Origin of the sequence: Asaia platycodi JCM 25414 (assembly GCF_000614545.1) — a bacterium.
GTDB lineage: Bacteria > Pseudomonadota > Alphaproteobacteria > Acetobacterales > Acetobacteraceae > Asaia > Asaia platycodi.
This window is the reverse complement of the sequence record NZ_BAKW01000024.1, coordinates 1-20,345: the sequence shown is the minus strand read 5'-3', so window position 1 is coordinate 20,345 and position 20,345 is coordinate 1. Positions and strand designations below refer to the sequence as shown.

At 58.8% G+C, this 20,345-nt stretch carries 15 protein-coding genes, 1 tRNA gene, 5 pseudogenes and 1 riboswitch; of the genes and pseudogenes, 13 read left to right on the top strand and 8 right to left on the bottom strand.

Annotation, left to right across the window (positions count from 1 at the left end; genetic code table 11):
* Nucleotides 1-26: 26 nt before the first annotated feature.
* Nucleotides 27-1,430, bottom strand: coding sequence for a sugar porter family MFS transporter (locus JCM25414_RS14565; RefSeq protein WP_025842111.1), 1,404 nt, complete (start codon nt 1,428-1,430; stop codon nt 27-29).
* 487 nt (nt 1,431-1,917) lie between these two features.
* On the opposite strand from JCM25414_RS14565, the gene JCM25414_RS14560 reads away from it, so the two are divergent.
* From JCM25414_RS14560 to JCM25414_RS14550, 3 genes are all read left to right on the top strand, one after another.
* A complete protein-coding gene (locus JCM25414_RS14560) occupies nt 1,918-2,133 on the top strand; it encodes a hypothetical protein (protein WP_025842110.1) in 216 nt (71 codons plus the stop codon).
* Between the two features lie 249 nt (nt 2,134-2,382).
* Nucleotides 2,383-3,687: a hypothetical protein gene (locus tag JCM25414_RS14555; protein ID WP_025842109.1), complete on the top strand. Its 1,305-nt coding sequence runs from the start codon at nt 2,383-2,385 to the stop codon at nt 3,685-3,687.
* 191 nt (nt 3,688-3,878) lie between these two features.
* Nucleotides 3,879-5,177 (top strand): ligand-binding sensor domain-containing diguanylate cyclase, encoded by a 1,299-nt coding sequence (locus JCM25414_RS14550; protein WP_159101786.1) that lies wholly within the window; start codon nt 3,879-3,881, stop codon nt 5,175-5,177.
* Here JCM25414_RS14550 and apaG read toward each other — a convergent pair.
* Both apaG and metZ read right to left on the bottom strand, forming a co-directional pair.
* Nucleotides 5,137-5,610, bottom strand: coding sequence for a Co2+/Mg2+ efflux protein ApaG (gene apaG, locus JCM25414_RS14545; RefSeq protein ID WP_025842107.1), 474 nt, complete (start codon nt 5,608-5,610; stop codon nt 5,137-5,139). The two genes, JCM25414_RS14550 and apaG, sit on opposite strands and share 41 nt — an antisense overlap.
* Nucleotides 5,611-5,646: 36 nt before the next feature.
* A pseudogene (gene metZ / locus JCM25414_RS20835) lies at nt 5,647-6,833 on the bottom strand (O-succinylhomoserine sulfhydrylase).
* A gap of 61 nt (nt 6,834-6,894) precedes the next feature.
* Nucleotides 6,895-6,974, bottom strand: a riboswitch (SAM riboswitch).
* A gap of 102 nt (nt 6,975-7,076) precedes the next feature.
* On the opposite strand from metZ, the gene JCM25414_RS14535 reads away from it, so the two are divergent.
* Nucleotides 7,077-7,150, top strand: a tRNA-Gly gene (locus JCM25414_RS14535).
* 173 nt (nt 7,151-7,323) lie between these two features.
* On the opposite strand, the gene JCM25414_RS20830 is transcribed toward JCM25414_RS14535, so the two are convergent.
* The 5 genes and pseudogenes from JCM25414_RS20830 to JCM25414_RS14505 form a co-directional block, all read right to left on the bottom strand.
* Nucleotides 7,324-7,737: a hypothetical protein gene (locus tag JCM25414_RS20830; protein WP_242403625.1), complete on the bottom strand. Its 414-nt coding sequence runs from the start codon at nt 7,735-7,737 to the stop codon at nt 7,324-7,326.
* 72 nt (nt 7,738-7,809) lie between these two features.
* Nucleotides 7,810-8,510, bottom strand: a pseudogene (locus JCM25414_RS20825) (2OG-Fe dioxygenase family protein).
* A gap of 83 nt (nt 8,511-8,593) precedes the next feature.
* Nucleotides 8,594-9,829: an NAD(P)/FAD-dependent oxidoreductase gene (locus JCM25414_RS14520; RefSeq protein ID WP_025842106.1), complete on the bottom strand. Its 1,236-nt coding sequence runs from the start codon at nt 9,827-9,829 to the stop codon at nt 8,594-8,596.
* Nucleotides 9,830-10,107: 278 nt separating this feature from the next.
* Nucleotides 10,108-11,343, bottom strand: a complete 1,236-nt coding sequence (gene argJ, locus JCM25414_RS14510; RefSeq protein ID WP_025842105.1) for a bifunctional glutamate N-acetyltransferase/amino-acid acetyltransferase ArgJ — start codon at nt 11,341-11,343, stop codon at nt 10,108-10,110.
* Between the two features lie 121 nt (nt 11,344-11,464).
* Nucleotides 11,465-12,391, bottom strand: a complete 927-nt coding sequence (locus JCM25414_RS14505; RefSeq protein WP_025842104.1) for a peptidylprolyl isomerase — start codon at nt 12,389-12,391, stop codon at nt 11,465-11,467.
* 361 nt (nt 12,392-12,752) lie between these two features.
* Here JCM25414_RS14505 and secA point away from each other — a divergent pair.
* From secA to JCM25414_RS20810, 9 genes and pseudogenes are all read left to right on the top strand, one after another.
* Nucleotides 12,753-15,478 (top strand): annotated as a pseudogene (gene secA, locus JCM25414_RS20820) (preprotein translocase subunit SecA).
* Between the two features lie 26 nt (nt 15,479-15,504).
* Nucleotides 15,505-16,253, top strand: a pseudogene (locus tag JCM25414_RS20815) (YebC/PmpR family DNA-binding transcriptional regulator).
* Nucleotides 16,250-16,756, top strand: a complete 507-nt coding sequence (ruvC, locus tag JCM25414_RS14490; protein WP_025823960.1) for a crossover junction endodeoxyribonuclease RuvC — start codon at nt 16,250-16,252, stop codon at nt 16,754-16,756. The pseudogene JCM25414_RS20815 and the gene ruvC overlap by 4 nt, the downstream one beginning before the upstream one ends.
* The gene (ruvA, locus tag JCM25414_RS14485) at nt 16,753-17,358 is read left to right on the top strand and encodes a Holliday junction branch migration protein RuvA (RefSeq protein ID WP_025842103.1); all 606 of its coding nucleotides are present in this window, start codon (nt 16,753-16,755) and stop codon (nt 17,356-17,358) included. Before ruvC ends, ruvA begins: the two co-directional genes overlap by 4 nt.
* A 64-nt stretch (nt 17,359-17,422) precedes the next feature.
* The gene (ruvB, locus tag JCM25414_RS14480) at nt 17,423-18,481 is read left to right on the top strand and encodes a Holliday junction branch migration DNA helicase RuvB (protein ID WP_025842102.1); all 1,059 of its coding nucleotides are present in this window, start codon (nt 17,423-17,425) and stop codon (nt 18,479-18,481) included.
* On the top strand, nt 18,468-18,881 hold the full coding sequence (gene ybgC / locus JCM25414_RS14475; RefSeq protein ID WP_025842101.1) for a tol-pal system-associated acyl-CoA thioesterase: 414 nt from the start codon (nt 18,468-18,470) through the stop codon (nt 18,879-18,881). Before ruvB ends, ybgC begins: the two co-directional genes overlap by 14 nt.
* A gap of 146 nt (nt 18,882-19,027) precedes the next feature.
* Nucleotides 19,028-19,696 (top strand): protein TolQ, encoded by a 669-nt coding sequence (gene tolQ, locus JCM25414_RS14470; protein WP_408734895.1) that lies wholly within the window; start codon nt 19,028-19,030, stop codon nt 19,694-19,696.
* Nucleotides 19,697-19,701: 5 nt separating this feature from the next.
* On the top strand, nt 19,702-20,136 hold the full coding sequence (gene tolR / locus JCM25414_RS14465) for a protein TolR (protein WP_025842099.1): 435 nt from the start codon (nt 19,702-19,704) through the stop codon (nt 20,134-20,136).
* Between the two features lie 17 nt (nt 20,137-20,153).
* A pseudogene (locus tag JCM25414_RS20810) lies at nt 20,154-20,345 on the top strand (energy transducer TonB); the annotation flags it as partial.

Sequence of the window (20,345 nt, the reverse complement as noted above, 5' to 3'; positions counted from 1 at the left end):
TTGAAACAGGTCGTTTCAGTCGGCGGTCAGCGGCCGATATCGCGAAGCCTGACACCCTGGTTGAGCTTGTGCTCGAGCGATTCAAGCGTAACGCCGCGCGTCTCGGGCACGAAGGCAAGCGTTACCAGAATGAACACGGCGTTCAGTGCGGCATAAAGCCAGAACGTGTGCGAGGGGCCAAGGGCACCAAGAAGTGTTAGGAAGGTCGAGCCGACCGCCATATTGGCAATCCAGTTGGTGAAGGTCGAGCAGGCGATGCCGAAATCGCGACCCTGAAGCGGCTGAACTTCGGCGCAGAGCACCCAGATCAGCGGGCCAGCCGAGAAGGCGAAACCGGTGATGAAGAGCAGCAGCACGGCCACGGAGAGATAATGCATCAGCGTGCTCGAATCCTGTCCGAGCGAGAGCAGAACCGCGAGAGCGCCCATGCCGATGGCCATGATGATGAAGCCGGCGATCAACATCGGGCGACGGCCCCAGCGATCGACAAAGCCTATGGCAATGAAGGTGGCGAGCATGTTGACGAGGCCGACGATGGCCGTACCCCACATCTGGCCGTCCTGACCGAACCCGGCGACTTCGAAAATGCGCGGAGCGTAATACATGACGACGTTGATGCCGGTGAGCTGCTGCACGATCTGGAGACCGATGCCCAGCATTACCGAGCGGCGGAAGTTCGGATTTTCGAGGAACATCGAGAAGCCGCGCTGCTTCTGCTTCAGGCCCTCCTGAATATCTCCGATCTCGCGCACGGCTTCTTCGCGCGACGGACGCAGAGCGGTCAGCGTTTCTAGCGCTTCGTCGTGACGGCCGCGCAGCATCAGCCAGCGTGGGCTGTCAGGCAGAAAGAGCGACCCGATCAGGAAGAAGGCGCCAGGAACGGCGACGATGCCGAGCATCCAGCGCCAAGCGCCACGATAGGCAAAAATGGCGTCCGACACGAAAGCCAGAAGAATGCCGATCGTGATCATGAGCTGATAGACCGAGATCAGGCTTCCGCGATGCTGTTCGTCTGCCACTTCGGAAATATAGAGCGGTGCCACGAAGCTCGCGATGCCGATAGCCAGGCCGAGAATGGCACGAGCGACGATGAGCATCGTAGCCGAACTGGCGCCAACGCAGCACAGGGCGCCAATCATGAAAAGCGCCGCGCTGAGAACTAGCGCGCGTTTGCGGCCAATCGAATAGGACAGCCGCCCGGCGCAGAGTGCGCCGATGGCAGCGCCCACCATCATTGAGGAGACGATCCATTCCTGAGCGGGAACGCTCGCGTTGAATTCCTTCGTTATGAAGCCGAGTGCGCCAGAAATCACACCGATATCGAGCCCGAACATCAATCCGGCCACAGCGGCCAGAATCGCGGCGAGCATCATTTTTCCTACCAGCGGAACTTTCGCGTCGCCTGGAGCGGAAGGAGAACCATGACTCATGTGGGAAGACCTTAGACCAGAAAGCCCGGGCGTGTTTCGCGTGAAGCCTCTTTGCTGCACAACACGAGAAGTCCCAGGATGAATGTGACATTCTAGCATTCGAGACGTTATTTCAAACCAAATTCGTTGTGACCCATAACGTGGGCGGATTGGTGTAGCCAATACGGCGCAGAGCCTTGCCTGACCGGAGGAGGGCTCTGCCTGAAGATGTCTGAGTAGTCAGTTAATTTATCATTAAATGCAAACAGTAACGAGATTTAACAATAATATAACCACAAGAAAATATAACATTTTACAAAATATTCAATATCATAATCGTAAATAAAGAAATACCAAAAATAATATCTAATATTTATGAAATATATTATCGCGACAATCGCCATGGCTCTTACATGGCGTCATTCGATAACTATGCGAGACACAAGTACAATAATGTTTCATTTCTTGTTCAAGCACTAACGCTTGCTTTCACAAGAGGAACGTTACCATGGGCATTTTCACAGTTGTTTCACGCGCACTTTCTGTTCTCGTCTTCGCCGGCTCCGTTGCCGCCGCCAGCCAGGTAGTCCCCGCCAACGCAGCCTCGGTCCATGGCGTGAAGAACGATGAAGGACGTATCGCTCTCACTGGCCCCCGTCCAGCCAAGGGCTCGAATGTCGATCCTTGCGGTATTGCTGGTAACTGCATCGCGCAAATTGGTTAATATGGTAGGATTTTAACGACCATGGAGATGAGGTAACGTAGAGTGCTCCTTGGCTCGCAACATCGGTGTGACGAGGATTAGGCCCTGATATCTCAAGCCGTCGACATTGATGACAAGGGTGTCAGCGTTACTGGCGTGCTGGCTTCCCTTTGTCATGCCCTGTGTGTTGCATGCCTTATTGGCACCGCTGTGCTTGTAACGGCCGTTAGAACTGCTCTTCCTGCTTGGTCGAACGACCTCGCTTTGGGAATGGAGCATTTTACCCTGCGGAACGGCATAGATAACTCGTATGTCTTTGACCTCTCTCAGGACAGCCAAGGATATATCTATCTCTCTACGATGAGAGGCGTGTACTTTTTCTCAGGGGCCCGATTTTATCGCCTGCACCTTGACGGCGTATTCTCTGCCGACAACGGTGTAGTGATGATGAGGCTGATGCCTGATGGCAGAATGCTTATCTCGGATGGGTATAATTTGGGCCTCGCGACCGCTGCTACATCTGCACGTCGCTCTCCGACAACCTTGTCTTTTAATATTTTCTCTCTGGACCATTCAGGTAGAATATTAGGAATATTTGTAGATAATGGGCAGGTTTTTATTCAGGATCGTTCTGGACTGCGTAAATGTGAACTTTTAGTTTCCAGCCTCTCATGCGCCGTGCAAGTTGTTCCTGGCACACAGAACGCAACGATCTATCAGGCTCGTGATCGTGTCCTCATTATTCCGAAGAACGCGCCGGTTATCCAAGATTTGACAGGAAATGTAGTTTTCTTCGCCAAGCAGTCAAAAATCTTCTCGATTTGCCCTAATCGAGGTACGGTACGGAACTTGTGCATTCTCCTTGAGAAGCGTTTGATTTCTACTGATAATCAAGGGAACCTCTCTCAGTCTAGAATGGATTGGGCTTTCAGCGTCGCAGATCGTGGAGAGCGATCAATTTTCGCAACGGGCTCTGCAGACGCAACGGTTTTCTTTGATGGAAATTGGCTGCGTTCCTTTGACGGTGATCATTGGAGCTTCCTGAATCATGAGCTAAGCCGTGAGCAGGAAATTACCTTCGCGTTCGTAGATATGGACAAGCAGCTTTGGACTGCGCAGGATCTTGTCGAGTTGGACAAGCTGATAGGCTGGGGCGACTGGGAGAACCTCGAGCCGCAGGACATTCGATCTGTGTGGTCTGTCCTTCCAACAGGAAGCAGTCATGTCGTTTTCACAAGCCAGGGTATATACTCGCTTTCGGGGTACGAGTTGGGTGAGAAACTCGGCGACGGAAATTTCTTCTTTGGGCAAAGCGACGGACAGGGAGCATTTTGGGCTCCGGTCGACGACGCCACGTTGCTTCGTTGTAGATATGAAATTTCGAGACTGAAATGTGATCGACGTCTGCCGATCGAACGCGTGACAGGTCTCGCCTTTTCTCGTCAATTGGACACCTTGTGGATCGCGTCGGACGACGGATTGTTGTCTCTAGCTTCAGGCGTGGCGACGCCGCCGCACGTCGCAGAAGATGTGCTAGGTAGCGTCTCACCTCGCCTTCCACAGCGGTTACTTTGAGGGAGGATGGGACTCCTTGGGCTGTAGAAGCGAATATCCTATATCGAAAATCCGATGAAGGGCGATGGATCCCCGTTGTCGAGCATTGGCCGAATTCCGCTGATTTTAACCCGCTAGTTATGACCTTTACATCTCCGAGCGATTTGTGGATCGGAGGAATACGGGCGCGCAACGGGCTTCTACACCTTACATTGGATGGCAATCGCGTTGCTAAGATAGAGCAAATCGCCTCCTTTTCTATTGGTTCTCAAATTGTTTTCAGCCTACTTTGGGACTCTGGGAAACGTCTCTGGGTCGGAACTGAAAATGGTCTAGCGGGTTTTGACGGACATCAATGGGTCCGGGTGACCAAGGACGACGGTTTAATCTCGGCCAATATTAACCAGCAAGGTCTATCCGAGGACAGGGATGGGACGATCTGGATCACCACGTCCCGCGGTGTCTCACATCTGATGCACCCTGAGCATCTGTTTCTGAAACAGAACCTCCGCCCAGCCTTCGTGAAAGTGATGCTGGGCGAAAAAATGCTGCCTGAAAAAGCGGTGCCGTACACGCGCGATCCTCTTATGGTCACACTCGGTTCGCTCAATACGGCGCTCTCTTCTACAACCTATTTTCGTTATCGTCTCGAGGGGGTGGATCAGAACTGGATTACGACGACAACGGGCGAAATCCGGTACAATTTCGTGCCGCCCGGACATTCAAGACTTATTGTTCAGGCCTTGAACGACAACCGGAATCTCGTTTCCGAGCCTATTATACTTGAAATACGCATGCTGCGACCCTGGTGGAGCGCGTGGCCGTTTATCCTTCTTTATACGCTGTCGATCATTTTGCTGCCCTATATACTTAACAAGCTGCGCTTCCGCTATCTGATGAAACGTCAGCGTCGTCTTGAAGCCCTTGTCGATGAGCGCACGACGGAAATGCGGGCAGCCCAGTCGGCGCTCGAGCAGCAGGCCCGACAGGACGGCCTCACGAAGCTCATGAATCGGCGTACAGCCGAGGCCAGCGTTACGCGGCTACTCGAGAAACTGTCACGTCCCGATGATACTGGAGTCATGCGCTCGGCGACCCTCGCGCTGTTCGATGTCGATTATTTCAAATCCATCAATGACAGTTTTGGTCATGCGATAGGTGACGAGGTTCTGGCAGGCATCGGTGCACGCCTCATACAGGCGAAACGGCAAGAAGAAATCATCGGCCGTCATGGCGGTGAGGAGTTTCTGATTGTCGTGCAGGGAGAGTTCGCCGAAGCGCAGGCACGTATTGCGAGCCTGCTGGCGGGGCTGAGCGATGTGCCGTTCGAGACCAAGGTCGGCCCGCTGTCGATCGGGTGCAGTGCTGGTGTGGCCCGCACACGGGCGGATGAAGTCTGGGCCGATGCGCTGGAGCGCGCCGATCAGGCTCTTTACAAGGCGAAACTCGAAGGAAGAGGGCGTATCGTCGTCAGTGCACAAGACCAAGACGATGAGGACTATCCAGACTGAAAGCAGGGACAGTAGCCTCGAAACGTTCTGACGTTGCGGGGATAATCATGTGAAAAAATCCACGCATGAAGCCGCAAGGCGTGGGCAGGGCGGCGCCAGAGGTATATTCAAAGGCCTCGTTTGCCACTAGGATCGGCTGTTCGCCGACGACGCCCTCGCCGTGAACATGGTCTGTCTTGCCGCGACCGTCTGTAATCTCCCATGAACGGCTCAGAAGCTGGACCGTCTCATCACCGCCGTTCTCGATGCGGATATGATAGGCCCAGGCATAATGATGGTCTTCAGGCTGGGATTGATCCTCGAGCCAGAACGTGCGCACGGAGATCGTGATGTCTTTGGTTACCGCTTCGTAGCGGGGGGCGGCATCCATGGCTTCGGCAAGACTCGTTTCCGGGTCTGCTACAAGGCGGGGAGGGGCGGGCTTATGCGACATGCCCGCCTTGTAGGCTTATGAAGACGCTAAAAGCAATCAGCCTTTGAGCGCTGCAAGGCCTCGCGCGAGATCGGCAATCAGATCCTCGCTGTCTTCAAGTCCGACTGATAGGCGAATGGCGCCATCTGTGATTCCGAGCCGCGCGCGTTCCTCCGCGTCGACCTTGGAGTGCGTCGTCGTTGCCGGATGTGTCGCCAGAGAACGCGCGTCACCGAGATTGTTAGAAATGGCGATCAGCTTGAACGCGTTCAGGAAACGGAAAGCCGCTTCCTTGCCGCCCTCTACCTCGAAGGCCACGAGCGAGCCGCCATTGCTCATCTGTTTCTCGACGATGGCGCGTTGCGGGTGCGAGGCCAGACCCGGGTAGGAGACGCGGGCAATACCAGACGCGTTTTCGAGGAAATGCGCTACCGCACTCGCATTTCCGGCCATAGCGTTGACCCGCAAAGGCAGGGTTTCGATTCCCTTGAGCAATACCCAGGCGTTGAAAGGCGAGAGTGCATTGCCGGTATTGCGGGTGTAGGGCTGAAGCGTTTCCTCAATCCACTGTTTGCGACCGAGCACAGCCCCGCCGAGCACGCGGCCCTGACCGTCGATATGCTTCGTGCAGGAATAAAGCACCACGTCAGCGCCTAGCGCGAGCGGCTTCTGGCCGACGGGCGAAGCAAAAACGTTATCGACCATCAGTAATGCGCCGGCCTTGTGCGCCAGAGTGGCAATGCGCTCGATGTCGAGAATATCGAGCATCGGGTTGGAGGGGCTCTCGATCAGCACAGCGCCAGTCGGCTGGGAGAGGGCGGCTTCCCAGCCCGCCCAGTCATCGCCATCGACCAGAACGGTCTCGATGCCGTATTTCGGCAGGAGGGTTGTCACGATCCAGTAGCAGGAGCCGAACAGGCGCGGGATGCGACGACGCGATCGCCCTGTTTGAGATGGGCGAGCAGCGCCGAGGAAACCGCGCCCATACCACTCGCCGTCACGATGCAGGCTTCAGCCCCTTCAAGCAGGGCCAGTCGGTTTTGCAGGGCATCGGTAGTAGGGTTGCCGAAACGTGAATATTGATAATGCGCGACATCGCCCGTGAAGGTGGCGGCTGCCTGCTCTGCGCTGTCATAGACGAAGCCTGAGGTCAGAAAGATCGCCTCGCTCGTCTCGCCGTGTTCGGTGCGGCTGACATCCTGATGCAGCAGCTTGGTCGACGGGCCGTAAGATGTGTCTGTCATGGAAAACGCTCCAAAATGCACCTGTATGAGCGGTGCGATTCTGGCCGTGGAAAACCTGGGATGCAGGACATCCCGGGCCTCTTTAGCGCTGTTGTTTAGCCTCGCCGCAATCCGGCCTTTCAAATCGCGAGGGACACTCTCTTACGAGTAGTGACGGCAGAACTATGCGCAAAGCCAGCCCGCTTCGTCAACCGAAGCCCCGTGATTGCATCGTGGCACAAGCTGCGATAGAAGAACTGTCGTGCGGGTGTAGTTCAATGGTAGAACGGCAGCTTCCCAAGCTGCATACGAGGGTTCGATTCCCTTCACCCGCTCCAAAGTCCCTCGAAAACGTGAAATCGGTCAGCCGCGAAGAAGGTTCTTCTTGGGCGCTGCGGGCGCTTTCTTTTTCGGAGCGGAAGAAGCTGCGGGGGCTGGAGCGCCGTCCTGATAGCTCGCGCCGTTCCAGGTCCAACGATCATTCTTGTCGATCAACAGATCATGCATGCCGTTATGGCGGCTCGGCAAGACCGAGATAGCCCCGCTGACTGAATCCAGAACCAGCTTCCATCCACCTTATGGCGCAGATAAACCGAGCTCGAGCAGCTGCGGAGCCGCAGAGCCGCGCTGATTGTAGCTGTACGAATAGGGCCATGTCACTGCGATCGGAAGAAAGTGGCGCAGAGGCGACGAGAACAACCGGATTGTCGTTGTGCTTGGCGGCATCGGCCAGGTCCGCGCTGTTGAGCTGCCGGGCGACCTGATCGAGATTGGTACCGGGTTGCGCGCTCAGCACGACGGGGCGCGGTCCCGATTCGTCCTTTGCCTGCGCGGTATCCGTCGCAGCGCGATGCGTTCTGGCGAGGCTCGCGGGTGCGACGAGCCCCATGAGCGCGATACCCGCCACAGCAAGACCAAAACGCATCAGGATTTCTTTCACTTTCAGGATTGGCGCGCTCTTCGGGCGACTCGTGATCGAGTCGCCTCTTGCGCTCTTTTAGGCATGTCGCAGCGTGACGACCAGTACGTCACGATAGGCGGGACGTGCAGGATCGATCGGCTCGACAGGCGTCACGCCATGATAGACGCGATGATCATCGACGAGTGCGGTATCGAGCGGGGATTCGAGGGTAAAAGCACCAATTTCTTCACGATGATCGTTATGAATCGACGTCACGCCCGAAGCCACGTTCTCGCGATTGACCATCAGCACGAACACCCAATCGACCCCGTCGCGATGCATGCCTTCAGGGGTGGGGCGCCCGTTATTACCGGCCTGCGCTCGATACGAAACTGATGGATTTCTGCATGCCAGCTATCGGGCTGGGTCGAGGCTGGGGTCATGCGTAGCGCCAGAAGATGCGCGGCGTTGAGGATGGACAACATGACGGGATGCGTGGCGATGGCATCTTCTATAGGGCCGAACCAGCGTTCGATCCCGCCATTGAGAAGATTGTAATCGCGGCTCTGGTAATGCGGCTGGTGGCGTTTGCGTTCGATGCGTCCACCCGTCAGCGCGTAGGTGGCGTAACGCCTCTTACGGTATCGCCCGCCATCGGCCATGTAGCGATCCAATCCGAGGCGGTTCCAGCTCTCCGCAAAATTCTCCCAATCCTGAAACCCGAAGGCTTCGAGGAAAGAGCGCATTTCCTTGCTGCGCTCAAAGGCGAACCCTTTATCCTGAAGCGTGGCGACCATGGTGTCGAGGCGCGCCGATTCGGCTGGGGGGAGGGCTTGAGAACGCTGCAGGGGCATGATGCTCGGCTATCGCTGATCGAAGGTTACTGGTCCAGACGTGGGCGGGTCGGCATCAGATGCGCCTTGAGGAAAGCCGCCGTTCCACGTGCGAGACCCATGACGCCGATCTGATGTTGACGGAAGATCAGATCATGCAGCCATCGCGGTGCAAGCCCACGCAGAAGACCGCCTCCAAAACTCGTCGAGGAGCCGACCATGCCCCAGCCATTATAATCACCCAGCGAGACTACGGCACCACGGTCGCGGTAAACAAATGTCGAGGGCTCGCGCCCCTGGGCGATAACCGGAATGGCGCGGCCAAGATAAATGCCCTGCTGTCTGGCCACCTGCGCCGTGGCAGGCAGAGGGGCGTCATTGATGCGGGCGCAATCACCGAGGGCGAAAATCGAGGTGTCGCGAGTCGATTGCATGTGATGATTGACCACGATTTGTCCGCCGCGGGCGATGTCGAGCCCGTCGAACAGTTCGGTCGCGGCACTGGCCCGCACGCCCGCGGCCCAGACCCGCAATTCGGCGGGGACGACGCGGCCATCCTTGAGGTGGAAGCCTTCTCCGTCCACCGAGGTCACCATCGCCTCAGTCAGAACGCTGACGCCGAGGGCCTCGAGCTGCTTGCGGGCGTCATTGGAAACGCGCTCGGGGAAGGCGGGCAGGATGCGCTTTCCGGTCTCGATCAGAGAGAGGCTGAGAACGTTCTTTCTGGCTTCCTTGCCATAGCCGGGGGCGAGGTCGATGGCGCTGCACAATTCGGCGGCCAATTGTGTGCCTGTGGCGCCGCCACCGACAATACCGACATCGAGTTTGCGATTGGCCGCAGCAGCATCACGGAAAGCAGCGCGGAACTTCTCATGGAAAATGCTGGCATCGGGCAGGGAGTCGATGAAGGTGCAATTGGCCATCACGCCTTCGATGCCGAAATCATTGGACCGCGAGCCGAGCGACACGATCAGCATGTCGTAGGGAACGATCTCATCATTCGCGAGGCGGATCTCATGCTTCTCGCGATCGACGCTGCTCAGCGAACTCTGGATGAACCGGAAACCGAAACGACGACTCGCTTCGAGGAAGGTCGTACAATCCCGCGATTCCTGGCCGGTGCCCGCAGCAAATTCATGCAGCATGGGTTTCCAGTAATGCACGGCACCTTTGTCGATCAGCGTGGTTTCGATCAGGCGATGACGCCCACGACCGAGGGTCATTGCCGTTTCCATACCAGCAACGCCGCCACCAATGATGACCACGCGAAATGCATTTGCCATGCCTGTTCCTCCTCAGCGTCGTTCGGGCGCGTATACGATGCTGATCTGATTGCGTTTTGCAGTAGCTGCGAGAGCTATCGACATAATGTGGGTGCAATCGCGGCGTCCGTCCAGACGCTGATAGCGCTCTGACGATCAATAATGGACGAGCAGGGTACTAAATCTGAATGCGCCCGGGTGCAAGGTATGGTCAGGCAGGAGAAAACTATTATCGAGAAGGGGGCGTGCCCTGCAAAAGGGACGGGCGACCGGCCCGTGAAGGCCGGTCATGGGAGCCATCAGCTCCGGTAGGAGCCGTTGATGTCGATATAGCCGTGGGTGAGGTCACAGCTCCAGATCTGCGCGTGGCCATTCGCGAGGCCCAGATCGATCTGGATCTCGATTTCCTGACCTTTCATATGAGCGACGACCGGTGCCTCGTCATAGCCTTCGACCACCGTACCCTGTCTCGCGATCCATGTGCCGCCGATGGCGACCGAAAGCGTGTCACGGTTGGCGGGTTCGCCGCTTTTGCCAACAGCCATCACGACGCGGCCCCAATTGGCATCTTCGCCTGCGATAGCTGTCTTCACCAAGGGCGAGTTGCCTATGGCGAGAGCGATCTTCTTGGCGGATTCGTCGGAGACAGCACCGTTGACGCGCACCGTAAAGAGCTTCGAGGCGCCCTCGCCGTCACGAACCACCATCAGGGCGAGTTCGAGCAGTAGCGACTCAAGGGCTTCACGGAAGGCAACGAGAGCAGGGTCGGCCAGCGAGGTGACCGGCGGATTGCCCGCTTTGCCCGTCGCGAAGACCAGCACCATGTCAGATGTCGACGTGTCGGAGTCGACGGTAATGGCGTTGAAGCTGTGGTCCGTGCCGACGTGCAGCATGGCTTGAAGCACGTCATGCGAGATGGCGGCATCGGTCACGACAAAACCGAGCATGGTGGCCATGTCGGGGGCAATCATGCCGCTGCCCTTGGCAATGCCCTGGATGGTCACGGCGTTGCCGGCAATTTCGACCTTGCGTGTCGCGGCCTTCGGGAAGGTGTCCGTGGTCATGATGGCGCGTGCAGCATCTTCCCACCCGTCAGGGGCGAGGACGTCATACAGCCCGGGCATGGCATCGCTGATGCGTTCGGCATCGAGCGGCTCACCAATCACCCCCGTCGAGGCGAGAAAGACCTCCGTGGCGGCACAATGGACCGTGCGTGCAGCAGCGGCAGCAGAGATCTGCGTGGCCAGAACGCCAGCGCGACCTGTGAAGACATTGGCATTGCCGGAATTGACGACCAAGGCGCGAGCGGTGCCCTGGGCCAGAGCGGCGCGGCTCCAGTCGATTGGCGCACCGGGGCATTTACTGCGTGTGAAAACGCCTGCTGCCGTTGTGCCGGGCTCGAACTCCATCATCATGAGATCGGTTCGATCCTTGTAGCGGATCTGCGCGGCGACAGCGCCAAGCCGCACGCCTGCAACCGGCTCGAGGCGCGGCAAAGGCTGGGCGAGGGGGGAGATGGGAAGGGCTTTGGCCATGATCTGCCTCCGAACTGGGAACGTCGGAAGGAGGATGCACGGCTCGGGGCTCAGGTCCAGCCCCTCGCCCCGCAATGAGGCGAAAAGACCGGATTTCTGAGTAAAAAGTGAGCGTTAGCGCTTACTTCTTGGGAGCAATAGCAGGGGCTGCGGGCGCGTCGGGAAGCGGCTTGCCCTGTGCGTCGTAACGAACGATCTTGACCTTGTCCTGAGCAGCCTTGACGATATCGCGCACGTTGTCGCGGATCAGCTGCTGACGGATTTCGTCATGAACCTGCTCGAGCGGCGGCACAGGTGCCTCGCGCGTAGCCAGAACCTGAATGACATGCCAGCCATACTGGGTCTTGACCGGGGTCTGGCTGATCGTGTTCGGCTTCATGGCGAAAGCGGCCTTGGAGAATTCCGGCAGCATGTCGTCTTTCTTGAACCAGCCGAGATCACCACCGCTCGCGCCCGAGCCCTTGTCGGTCGAGAGCTTCTTGGCGAGGTCTTCAAACTTCGCGCCGTGGTTCAGCTGCTTGATGACGTCCTTGGCCGTGGCTTCGTCGGCAACCAGGATGTGGCGGGCATGAATTTCCTGCTCACCTTTCTTGGAAGCGTAGTTTGCCTGATAGGCCTGCTTGATGGCGTCTTCCGTCACCAGCGGTGCGACCTTCTCCTGCAGATAGGCATTCTGCAGCGCGTTATCGGCAGCTTCCTGCATCTGGGCCTTTACGTCGGGCTTCTTGTCGAGGCCTTCCTTCAGCGCGTCGATCTGGATGGCCTTCTGGCTGACAATCTGGTTCAGCAGGATATTGACCAGCGTGTTCGGCGGCAGCTGGCGTGCCTGAGGCGGCAAGCCTGCTGCCGCCTTCTTGACGTCATCCAGATAGATCTTCTGGCCGTTGACCGAAGCGATCAGCGGGTTGGCGTCGGCAGGGGCAGCCGGAGCGGCGGCCGGGGCCGCATTCGCCGGAGCAGCAGGAGCAGGGGCCGCAAAGGACGGGGCCACCAAAGTCGTGCCGGAGAGGAGAGCAGCGCAGAAAAGAGCCGGGCGGATAAGCCGCATGGAGAAATAACCTCGAAAAACTCGTGGAACTTACACCAGCATGGCGCAGGCTTTACCTCGCGGCAAGCCGCTTGGGGACAGATGCCGTGTTTTGATGGCACGCTTCATGAAGAAATTGCGCATTGCGGCCCCTTCAGTTGCCGAGAAGGCAGAGGGCTCGGTTGACCGGGGCATGGGGGCGCCTTATCTCATTTCCCGCGTGGACGATCCTGATCCTGCTTTTGCGGGTGCGCTGCGCTTTCGCCGTATTCCGGCTTCCGACGCTTTCGGCTTCGGAACAACCCGGTACGTGCGGGTCGGGATAATCCGCCTCTCAGTTTGCGGTCCGCCTGTTTCGGACCTGGTCGCCAGAAGGACAGTCATGTTCGCTCGTATCGCCCGCGCCGTGTTCGGCACCGCCAATGATCGCTCGCTGAAGGGCTATCAGAAGCGCCTGCCTGAAATCAACGCGCTTGAGCCTGCCGCCAAGGCGCTCGACGATGAGGCGCTGCGCGCAAAGACACGGGAATTCAAGGGGCGTATTGCCGGGGGCGAGAGCCTCGACAAGATCATGCCTGAGGCCTTTGCCGTCTGTCGCGAGGCGTCGCGACGCGTGCTTGGCATGCGGCATTTCGATGTGCAGCTCGTGGGCGGCATGGTGCTGCATTCCGGTCGTATCGCCGAAATGCGCACGGGTGAGGGCAAGACTCTCGTCGCGACCCTGGCCGTCTATCTGAGTGCGCTGGCGGGCAAGGGCGTGCATGTCGTCACGGTCAATGACTATCTGGCGAAGCGTGACGCCGAGGAAATGAGCAGGCTTTACAGCTTCCTCGGCCTGACCACCGGCGTGATCGTGCCCAATCTGTCGGATGATGAACGTCGTGCAGCCTATGGCTCTGACATCACCTACGGCACGAATAACGAGTTCGGCTTCGATTATCTGCGCGACAACATGAAATACACGCTGGAAGAAATGGTCCAGCGTCCGTTCTATCATGCAATCGTCGATGAGGTGGATTCGATCCTGATCGATGAAGCGCGCACGCCGCTCATCATTTCCGGTCCCGCCGATGACAGCTCCGATCTGTATCGCGCCGTCGATGACGTCGTAATCGAGCTGGTAAAGACGAAAGAAGCCTTCGAGCGCGACGAGAAGCTGCGCACTGTCATTCTGACCGAGCAGGGCTCCGATCAGGTCGAGGCGATGCTGCACGAGGCGGGCGTTCTGCACGAAGGCGGCCTGTATGACGTGCATAATATTGCCGTCATGCATCATGTGCAGCAATCGTTGCGCGCCCATACGCTTTTTGCCCGCGATGTCGAATATATCGTGCGTGGCGGCAAGGTCATCATCATCGACGAGTTCACGGGGCGCATGATGGATGGTCGTCGCTATTCCGACGGTCTGCATCAGGCGCTCGAAGCAAAGGAACATGTCGAGATCCAGCCTGAAAACCAGACTTTGGCCTCGATCACCTTCCAGAATTATTTCCGCCTTTACCCCAAGCTCTCTGGCATGACCGGCACGGCCATGACTGAAGCCGACGAGTTTGCCGAAATCTACAAGCTCGATGTGGTCGAGATTCCGACTAATCTCCCTGTCGCGCGCAAGGATACGGATGACGAGGTCTATATCACGGCACGCGAGAAATTCGACGCCGTCGCCAACCTGATCCAGGAAGTCTCGAAATCGGGCCAGCCGGTTCTGGTCGGCACGACCTCCATCGAGAAGAGCGAATATCTCTCGAACCAGCTCAAGGCCAAGAACGTCCCGCACAGCGTGCTGAATGCGCGCTTCCACGAGATGGAATCGCAGATCGTCGCGCAGGCCGGTGCGCCGGGCGCCATCACGATTGCGACCAACATGGCCGGACGCGGTACCGACATCAAGCTGGGCGGCAATCTCGATATGCTGATCCGCCAGAGCCTCGAAAAAATCGAGGATGAATCGGCCCATGAGGCAGAGATTCTGCGTCTGCGTGAGGAAATTGCGGTCAATCATGGCAAGGTCAAGGAACTCGGCGGCCTTTACGTGATCGGCACCGAGCGTCATGAGAGCCGTCGCATCGACAACCAGCTGCGTGGCCGTTCGGGCCGTCAGGGCGATCCGGGCGCCTCGCGCTTCTTCCTGTCGCTTGAAGACGATCTGATGCGTATCTATGGCGGCGAACGCATGGGCGCTTTCTGGACCAAGCTTGGTATGAAGGAAGGCGAGGCGATCGTCCATCCCTGGCTGAACAAGGCCCTTGAGCGCGCGCAGAAAAAGGTCGAAGCGCGCAATTTCGACATGCGCAAGAACGTCCTCAAATATGATGACGTGATGAATGACCAGCGTAAGGAAGTTTACGCCCAGCGCCGCGAATACATGGCGATGGAAGATGTGTCAGATATCATTCATGAGCTGCGTGAGCAGAGCATCGAGGAAGCAGTTCATGCACGCATCCCCGAGAAAGCTTTTGCAGAGCAGTGGGAGAGCGAGGCGCTTGAAGCTGATCTGCTGTCGCTTCTCAACCTCAACCTGCCGATCCGTGACTGGTCGAAGGAAGACGGCATGGATGCGGCTCTGGTCATCCAGCGCGCTGAGGAAGCTGCAAGTCAGGCACAGGCGGCACGTTCAGCCAATATCGGCCCGAACATCATGCGTCATATCGAAAAGCAGGTCCTGCTGACCTCGTTCGATGCCGTGTGGAAAGAGCACCTTCATGCGCTCGACCAGCTGCGTCAGGGCATCGGCCTGCGCGCCTATGGCCAGCGTGACCCGCTGAACGAATACAAGCACGAGGCTTTCCAGCTCTTCACCGCCATGCTGGATGACATGCGCCTGCGTGTGACCACCACCATGTCGCGTATCGAGGTGGTGCAGCAAGCCGACCCCTTCCCCGGTACCGAGGCGCAGCAGATCTTTGCGCCAAATGACGAAGGGTTTTCGGCAGCGGGGCTCGAACCCCGTCAGGTCGGCATTCAGCCTCAGGCCTGTTTCAGGCGCCTTCAGCCGACGGTCTGAACGTGCCCGAGGCTCAGGGCTATGCGCAGGAAACGCCGCGCAACGCGCTCTGCCCCTGCGGGTCGGGCAAGAAGTTCAAACATTGTCATGGCCGTCTGGCCTGAGAAAGCAAGGTTGAGGAGAGGCTCTGATGGCCGGTCATTCGCAATTCAAGAACATCATGCACCGCAAAGGTGCGCAGGACGCCAAGCGTGCCAAGCAGTTTGCGAAGATCCTGCGTGAAATCACGGTCGCGGCCCGCTCGGGCCTGCCTGACCCCACCTCGAACCCTCGTCTACGTGCGGCGATGATTGCCGCACGCGAGGCCAATATGCCCAAAGACAATGTCGAACGTGCCATCAAAAAGGCCAGCGGCGCCGGCGGCGGCGAGGATTACGTCGAAGTGCGCTACGAGGCTATGGCCCGGCTGGCGTTGCCGTGATCGTCGAGGGCCTGACCGATAACCGCAACCGCACCGCCAGCGAAGTGCGCGCCGCCTTCTCCAAGCATGGCGGTTCGATGGGCGAGAGCAACTCGGTGTCATTCATGTTTCAGCGTCTCGGTGTCGTGACCTACCCGACCGCCGCAGCGTCTGAGGAAGACATGCTGGAAGCCGCTATCGAAGCGGGTGCCGATAATGCCGAGCTGACGGCAGACGGGCACGAAATCACCTGCGCCATGGAGAGCCTGTTCGCCGTGCGTGATGCGCTCGAGGCGCGTTTCGGTGAGCCCAGCTCGGCCAAGCTCGACTGGCGCCCTGAAAATACGGTGACGCTGGATGAGGAAAAGGCGCGTTCGGTGCTGAAGCTCATCGATGTGCTCGAAGACAATGACGACATCCAAGCCGTCTATGCCAATTTCGATATCCCCGACGACGTCGCCCAGGCACTGGCTGCTTGATCCGACTTCTCGGGATTGACCCCGGCCTACGATTTATGGGCTGGGGTCTGATCGATGTCGAAGGCAATCGCCTTCAGCATGTGGCCTCGGGCGTTATTGCGACCGATGGGGCCGAATCGGTGCCCTTGCGTCTGTGCGAGCTGCATGGCGCGCTGCAAAAGCTGATACGTGATTACCAGCCCGCAGAAGCGGCTGTTGAAGAAACCTATGTCAATCGAAACGGCTCTTCGACGCTCAAGCTGGGTTATGCGCGTGGTGTCGCCCTTCTGACCCCGGCCTATGAGGGCCTTCCCGTTGCGGAATACGGGGCGATGATGGTCAAGAAATCGGTAGTTGGCACGGGTGCTGCCACAAAGGAGCAGGTCACGATGATGGTCAAACGCCTGCTGCCCGGCGCTGTGATTCACAAGGCTGACGCCTCGGACGCGCTCGCGGTTGCGATCTGTCACGCGCATCATCGTGAGACCTCGCGCCTCGTTCAGGCCGGAAAGCGCATGGCATGATCGGGCTCCTGACCGGCATTATCGTCAGTACGGAAACAGACCGCTGCATTCTGGATGTGAATGGTGTGGGTTATCTCGTCTCCGCTTCAAGCCGGACACTGGCCAATCTGCCTGCAGCGCCGGAGAAAACACGCCTGCTGATCGAAACAGTGGTGCGCGAAGATGCTATCCAGCTTTTCGGGTTTCTGACCTCTGACGAGCAGGAGTGGTTCCGCCTGCTGACGACGGTTCAAGGTGTGGGTGCCAAGGTCGCGCTGGCCATTCTCTCCGTTTCGACACCGGGTGATCTGGTTCTGTCGATCAGCGCCGGTGACAAGGCGATGTTGACCCGCGCGGCCGGCGTTGGGGCGCGTCTGGCCGAGCGCATCGTGACAGAACTCAAGAACAAGGTGGGCAAGATGCCCGGCGGTGGCGCGACGCCGCTCGGCAAAATTGCCGGCTCCGCCGTCGGTAGCGTCGAGGCGGATGCTCTTCAGGCTCTGGCAGGGCTCGGGTTCCGCCGCGCTGAGGCATGGCCGGTTCTGAGCCGGATTCTGGTCGAGCATGAGGGCGCGACACTCGACAAGATTATCCGCCTGGCTCTGAAGGATCTGGCGCGATGAGACATGTGCGCTGTCTCGAAAGGGCTGGAGGACCGCTGGGCCAGAAAGCGAACGGAGCAGGTTCATGAGCGAGACAGATCGCGGCGCGCTCAATCCGGAGCGCCGTATGGATGACAGCGATCATGGCCTGCGTCCGCAGACGCTCGATGATTTCACGGGCCAGCGTGCAAGTTGTGAGAATCTTTCCGTGTTCATTCAGGCAGCACGCAGTCGTGGCGAGGCGCTCGACCATGTGCTGCTTCATGGGCCGCCCGGACTTGGCAAGACCACGCTCGCGCAGATCGTGGCACGCGAGCTTGGCGTCGGGTTTCGGGCGACTTCGGGGCCGGTCATTCAACGTGCAGGCGATCTGGCTGCGATTCTCACCAATCTTCAGCCGAACGACGTGCTGTTCATCGATGAGATCCATCGCCTTCAGCCCGCCATTGAGGAGGTGCTCTATCCCGCGATGGAGGATTTCCAGCTCGATTTAATCATCGGTGAGGGACCGGCAGCGCGCTCCGTGCGTATCGATCTTGCGCCTTTTACCCTCGTAGCCGCGACGACGCGCGCGGGGCTGCTTGCCACGCCGCTGCGTGATCGCTTTGGTATTCCCCTTCGCCTCGTCTTTTACACACCAGAAGAGCTCCGCTCGATCGTCTCTCGCGGCGCGCTCAAGCTTGGCATGAATCTGACGGAAGAGGGGGCCGAGGAGATCGCCCGCCGTTCACGCGGCACTCCGCGTATTGCCGGTCGTCTGCTGAGACGAGTGCGTGATTTTGCCGCTGTGGGCGCCCCGGAGGGACGGGCCATCACCCGACACATGGCGGACGCCGCGCTTTCACGTCTCGAGGTCGATTCGGTCGGACTCGATGCGATGGATCGGCGCTATCTACTGCGTATTGCCGAGCATCATCACGGTGGCCCTGTAGGCGTGGAAACCCTGGCTGCCGCGCTGGCCGAAGCGCGCGACACGCTTGAGGACGTGATCGAGCCCTACCTGATTCAGGAGGGGCTGGTGCTGCGTACGTCGCGCGGGCGTATGCTTGGCGAGCGCGGCTGGGCGCATCTGGGCATGAAGGCACCAGCTTCGGCCAGCGCCGCCCAGTTCGATTTGCTGAGAGAGAGCGATGAAGGCGCATAGGATCGGGTTTCGCGTCTATTACGAAGACACTGATGCAGGCGGCATCGTCTATCATGCGCGCTACCTTGCCTTTGCCGAGCGGGCGCGTACCGAGGCTCTGCGCATGGCAGGAACGCCCGTTTCGGCGCTTCAGGAAGAAACGGGTCTGGTCTTTGTCGTAACGAAACTGGGCATAGAGTATCACGCTCCCCTGCGGCTCGATGACTGGGCCGAGATCACAACAACAATTGATTCTGTCGGTGCAGCACGTTGTCAGTTGCGTCAGGTCGTGACGTGTGGCGACATGCAGGCTGCCACGCTGACAGTCGAGCTGGCGTGCATCATGCAGAATTCCGGGCGGCCTGCCCGAATTCCGCCGCGATGGCGTGCTTCCCTTATGACGTTATCGAACCAGAGCTGAGGATCGGCGGGAACGATTGCGCGTAACGATTCGGTATAGGCGCCGGTATCGCTTGCACTGTATAGGCGTGACGCAGAACGAAGCCTCAGGAGGTTTTTTTGGATCGAGCGGTAAATGCGGCTGACCTAGGGGCCGCCGCTTCTGGTTTGTCACCGTTGGACTTGTTCCTTCATGCGTCCATTGTGGTGCAGTTGGTCATGCTGGGGCTGATCTTGTGCAGCGCCTTTGTCTGGGCCGTGATCATCGAGAAGATTATTCTGATGCGCCGCGTCAATCGCGAGGCAACGGAATTCGAGGACCGTTTCTGGTCCGGTGGCAGTCTGGAAGATCTCTACGACTCCGATGGGGCCAAGCCGCTGCATCCGATGGCCGCCGTTTTCGGCGCTGCCATGGGCGAATGGCGCCGCTCGGCACGCATCACCGGCATCGACCTGGCCCGTGGTGGCGTGCGTGACCGCGTGGACCGCGCGATCAATATCACCGTGACACGCGAAATGGATCGTCTCAGCCGCCGCGTCGTGGCGCTTGCCACGATCGGCCCGGTCGCCCCATTTGTCGGGCTGTTCGGCACGGTCTGGGGTATCATGCACGCCTTCGGGTCGATTGCCGCCATGCACAACACCAATCTGGCCGTTGTCGCCCCCGGTATTTCCGAAGCACTTTTCGCGACGGCCATCGGTCTCGTCACCGCTATCCCGGCCTATGTCGCCTATAACGTGACGAGCGGTGCCCTCGACCATTTTGCCGAGCGCATGGATGCCTTCGGTACTGAATTTGCCGCGATCCTGTCGCGCCAGTCGGAAGAGCGGAGCTAAGACCGATGGGCATGTCTGCAGGGGGCGGCCCCGCGCGCGGCCGCAGGCGACGCCCCGCGTCGGAAATCAATGTGACCCCGCTCGTGGACGTCATGCTGGTGCTGCTCATCATCTTCATGGTGACAGCCCCCATGATGACGAGCGGCGTCAATGTGGATCTGCCCAAGACCGATGCGAGTCCGCTCAACGCCGATACGAAGCCGATCACGGTGTCGATCAAGGCGGATGGCGGCATCTTTCTGGGCGAGGATCCTGTCTCGGCCGACCAACTGGTCGCGCAGCTTCAGCAGGCGGCACAGAATGACAAGGAGCATCGCATCTTCGTTCGTGCCGATGCTCATATCAATTACGGTCAGGTGATGGACATCATGGGGAAGATTACCTCGGGTGGCTTCACGCACGTGGCGCTGCTTGCCCAGCAGCCCGCCGCGGGCCAGTAACCAGAGGAGAAGCAGCCTTGCTGCGTCCCCGTCGGTCCGATGTCCGGCGCTTCCGCTATGCTCTGGGAGCATCGGTAGCAGCGCATGCGCTGTTCATCGGCTTTCTTCTCGTGCGGCTGCCGATGAGCAAGCCGCCCGAGCCCCCCGAACCCCCGCCGATCGAGATGGCTTTCGAGGATTCTGGTCCGCCAGCGACACCTCACAAGGCG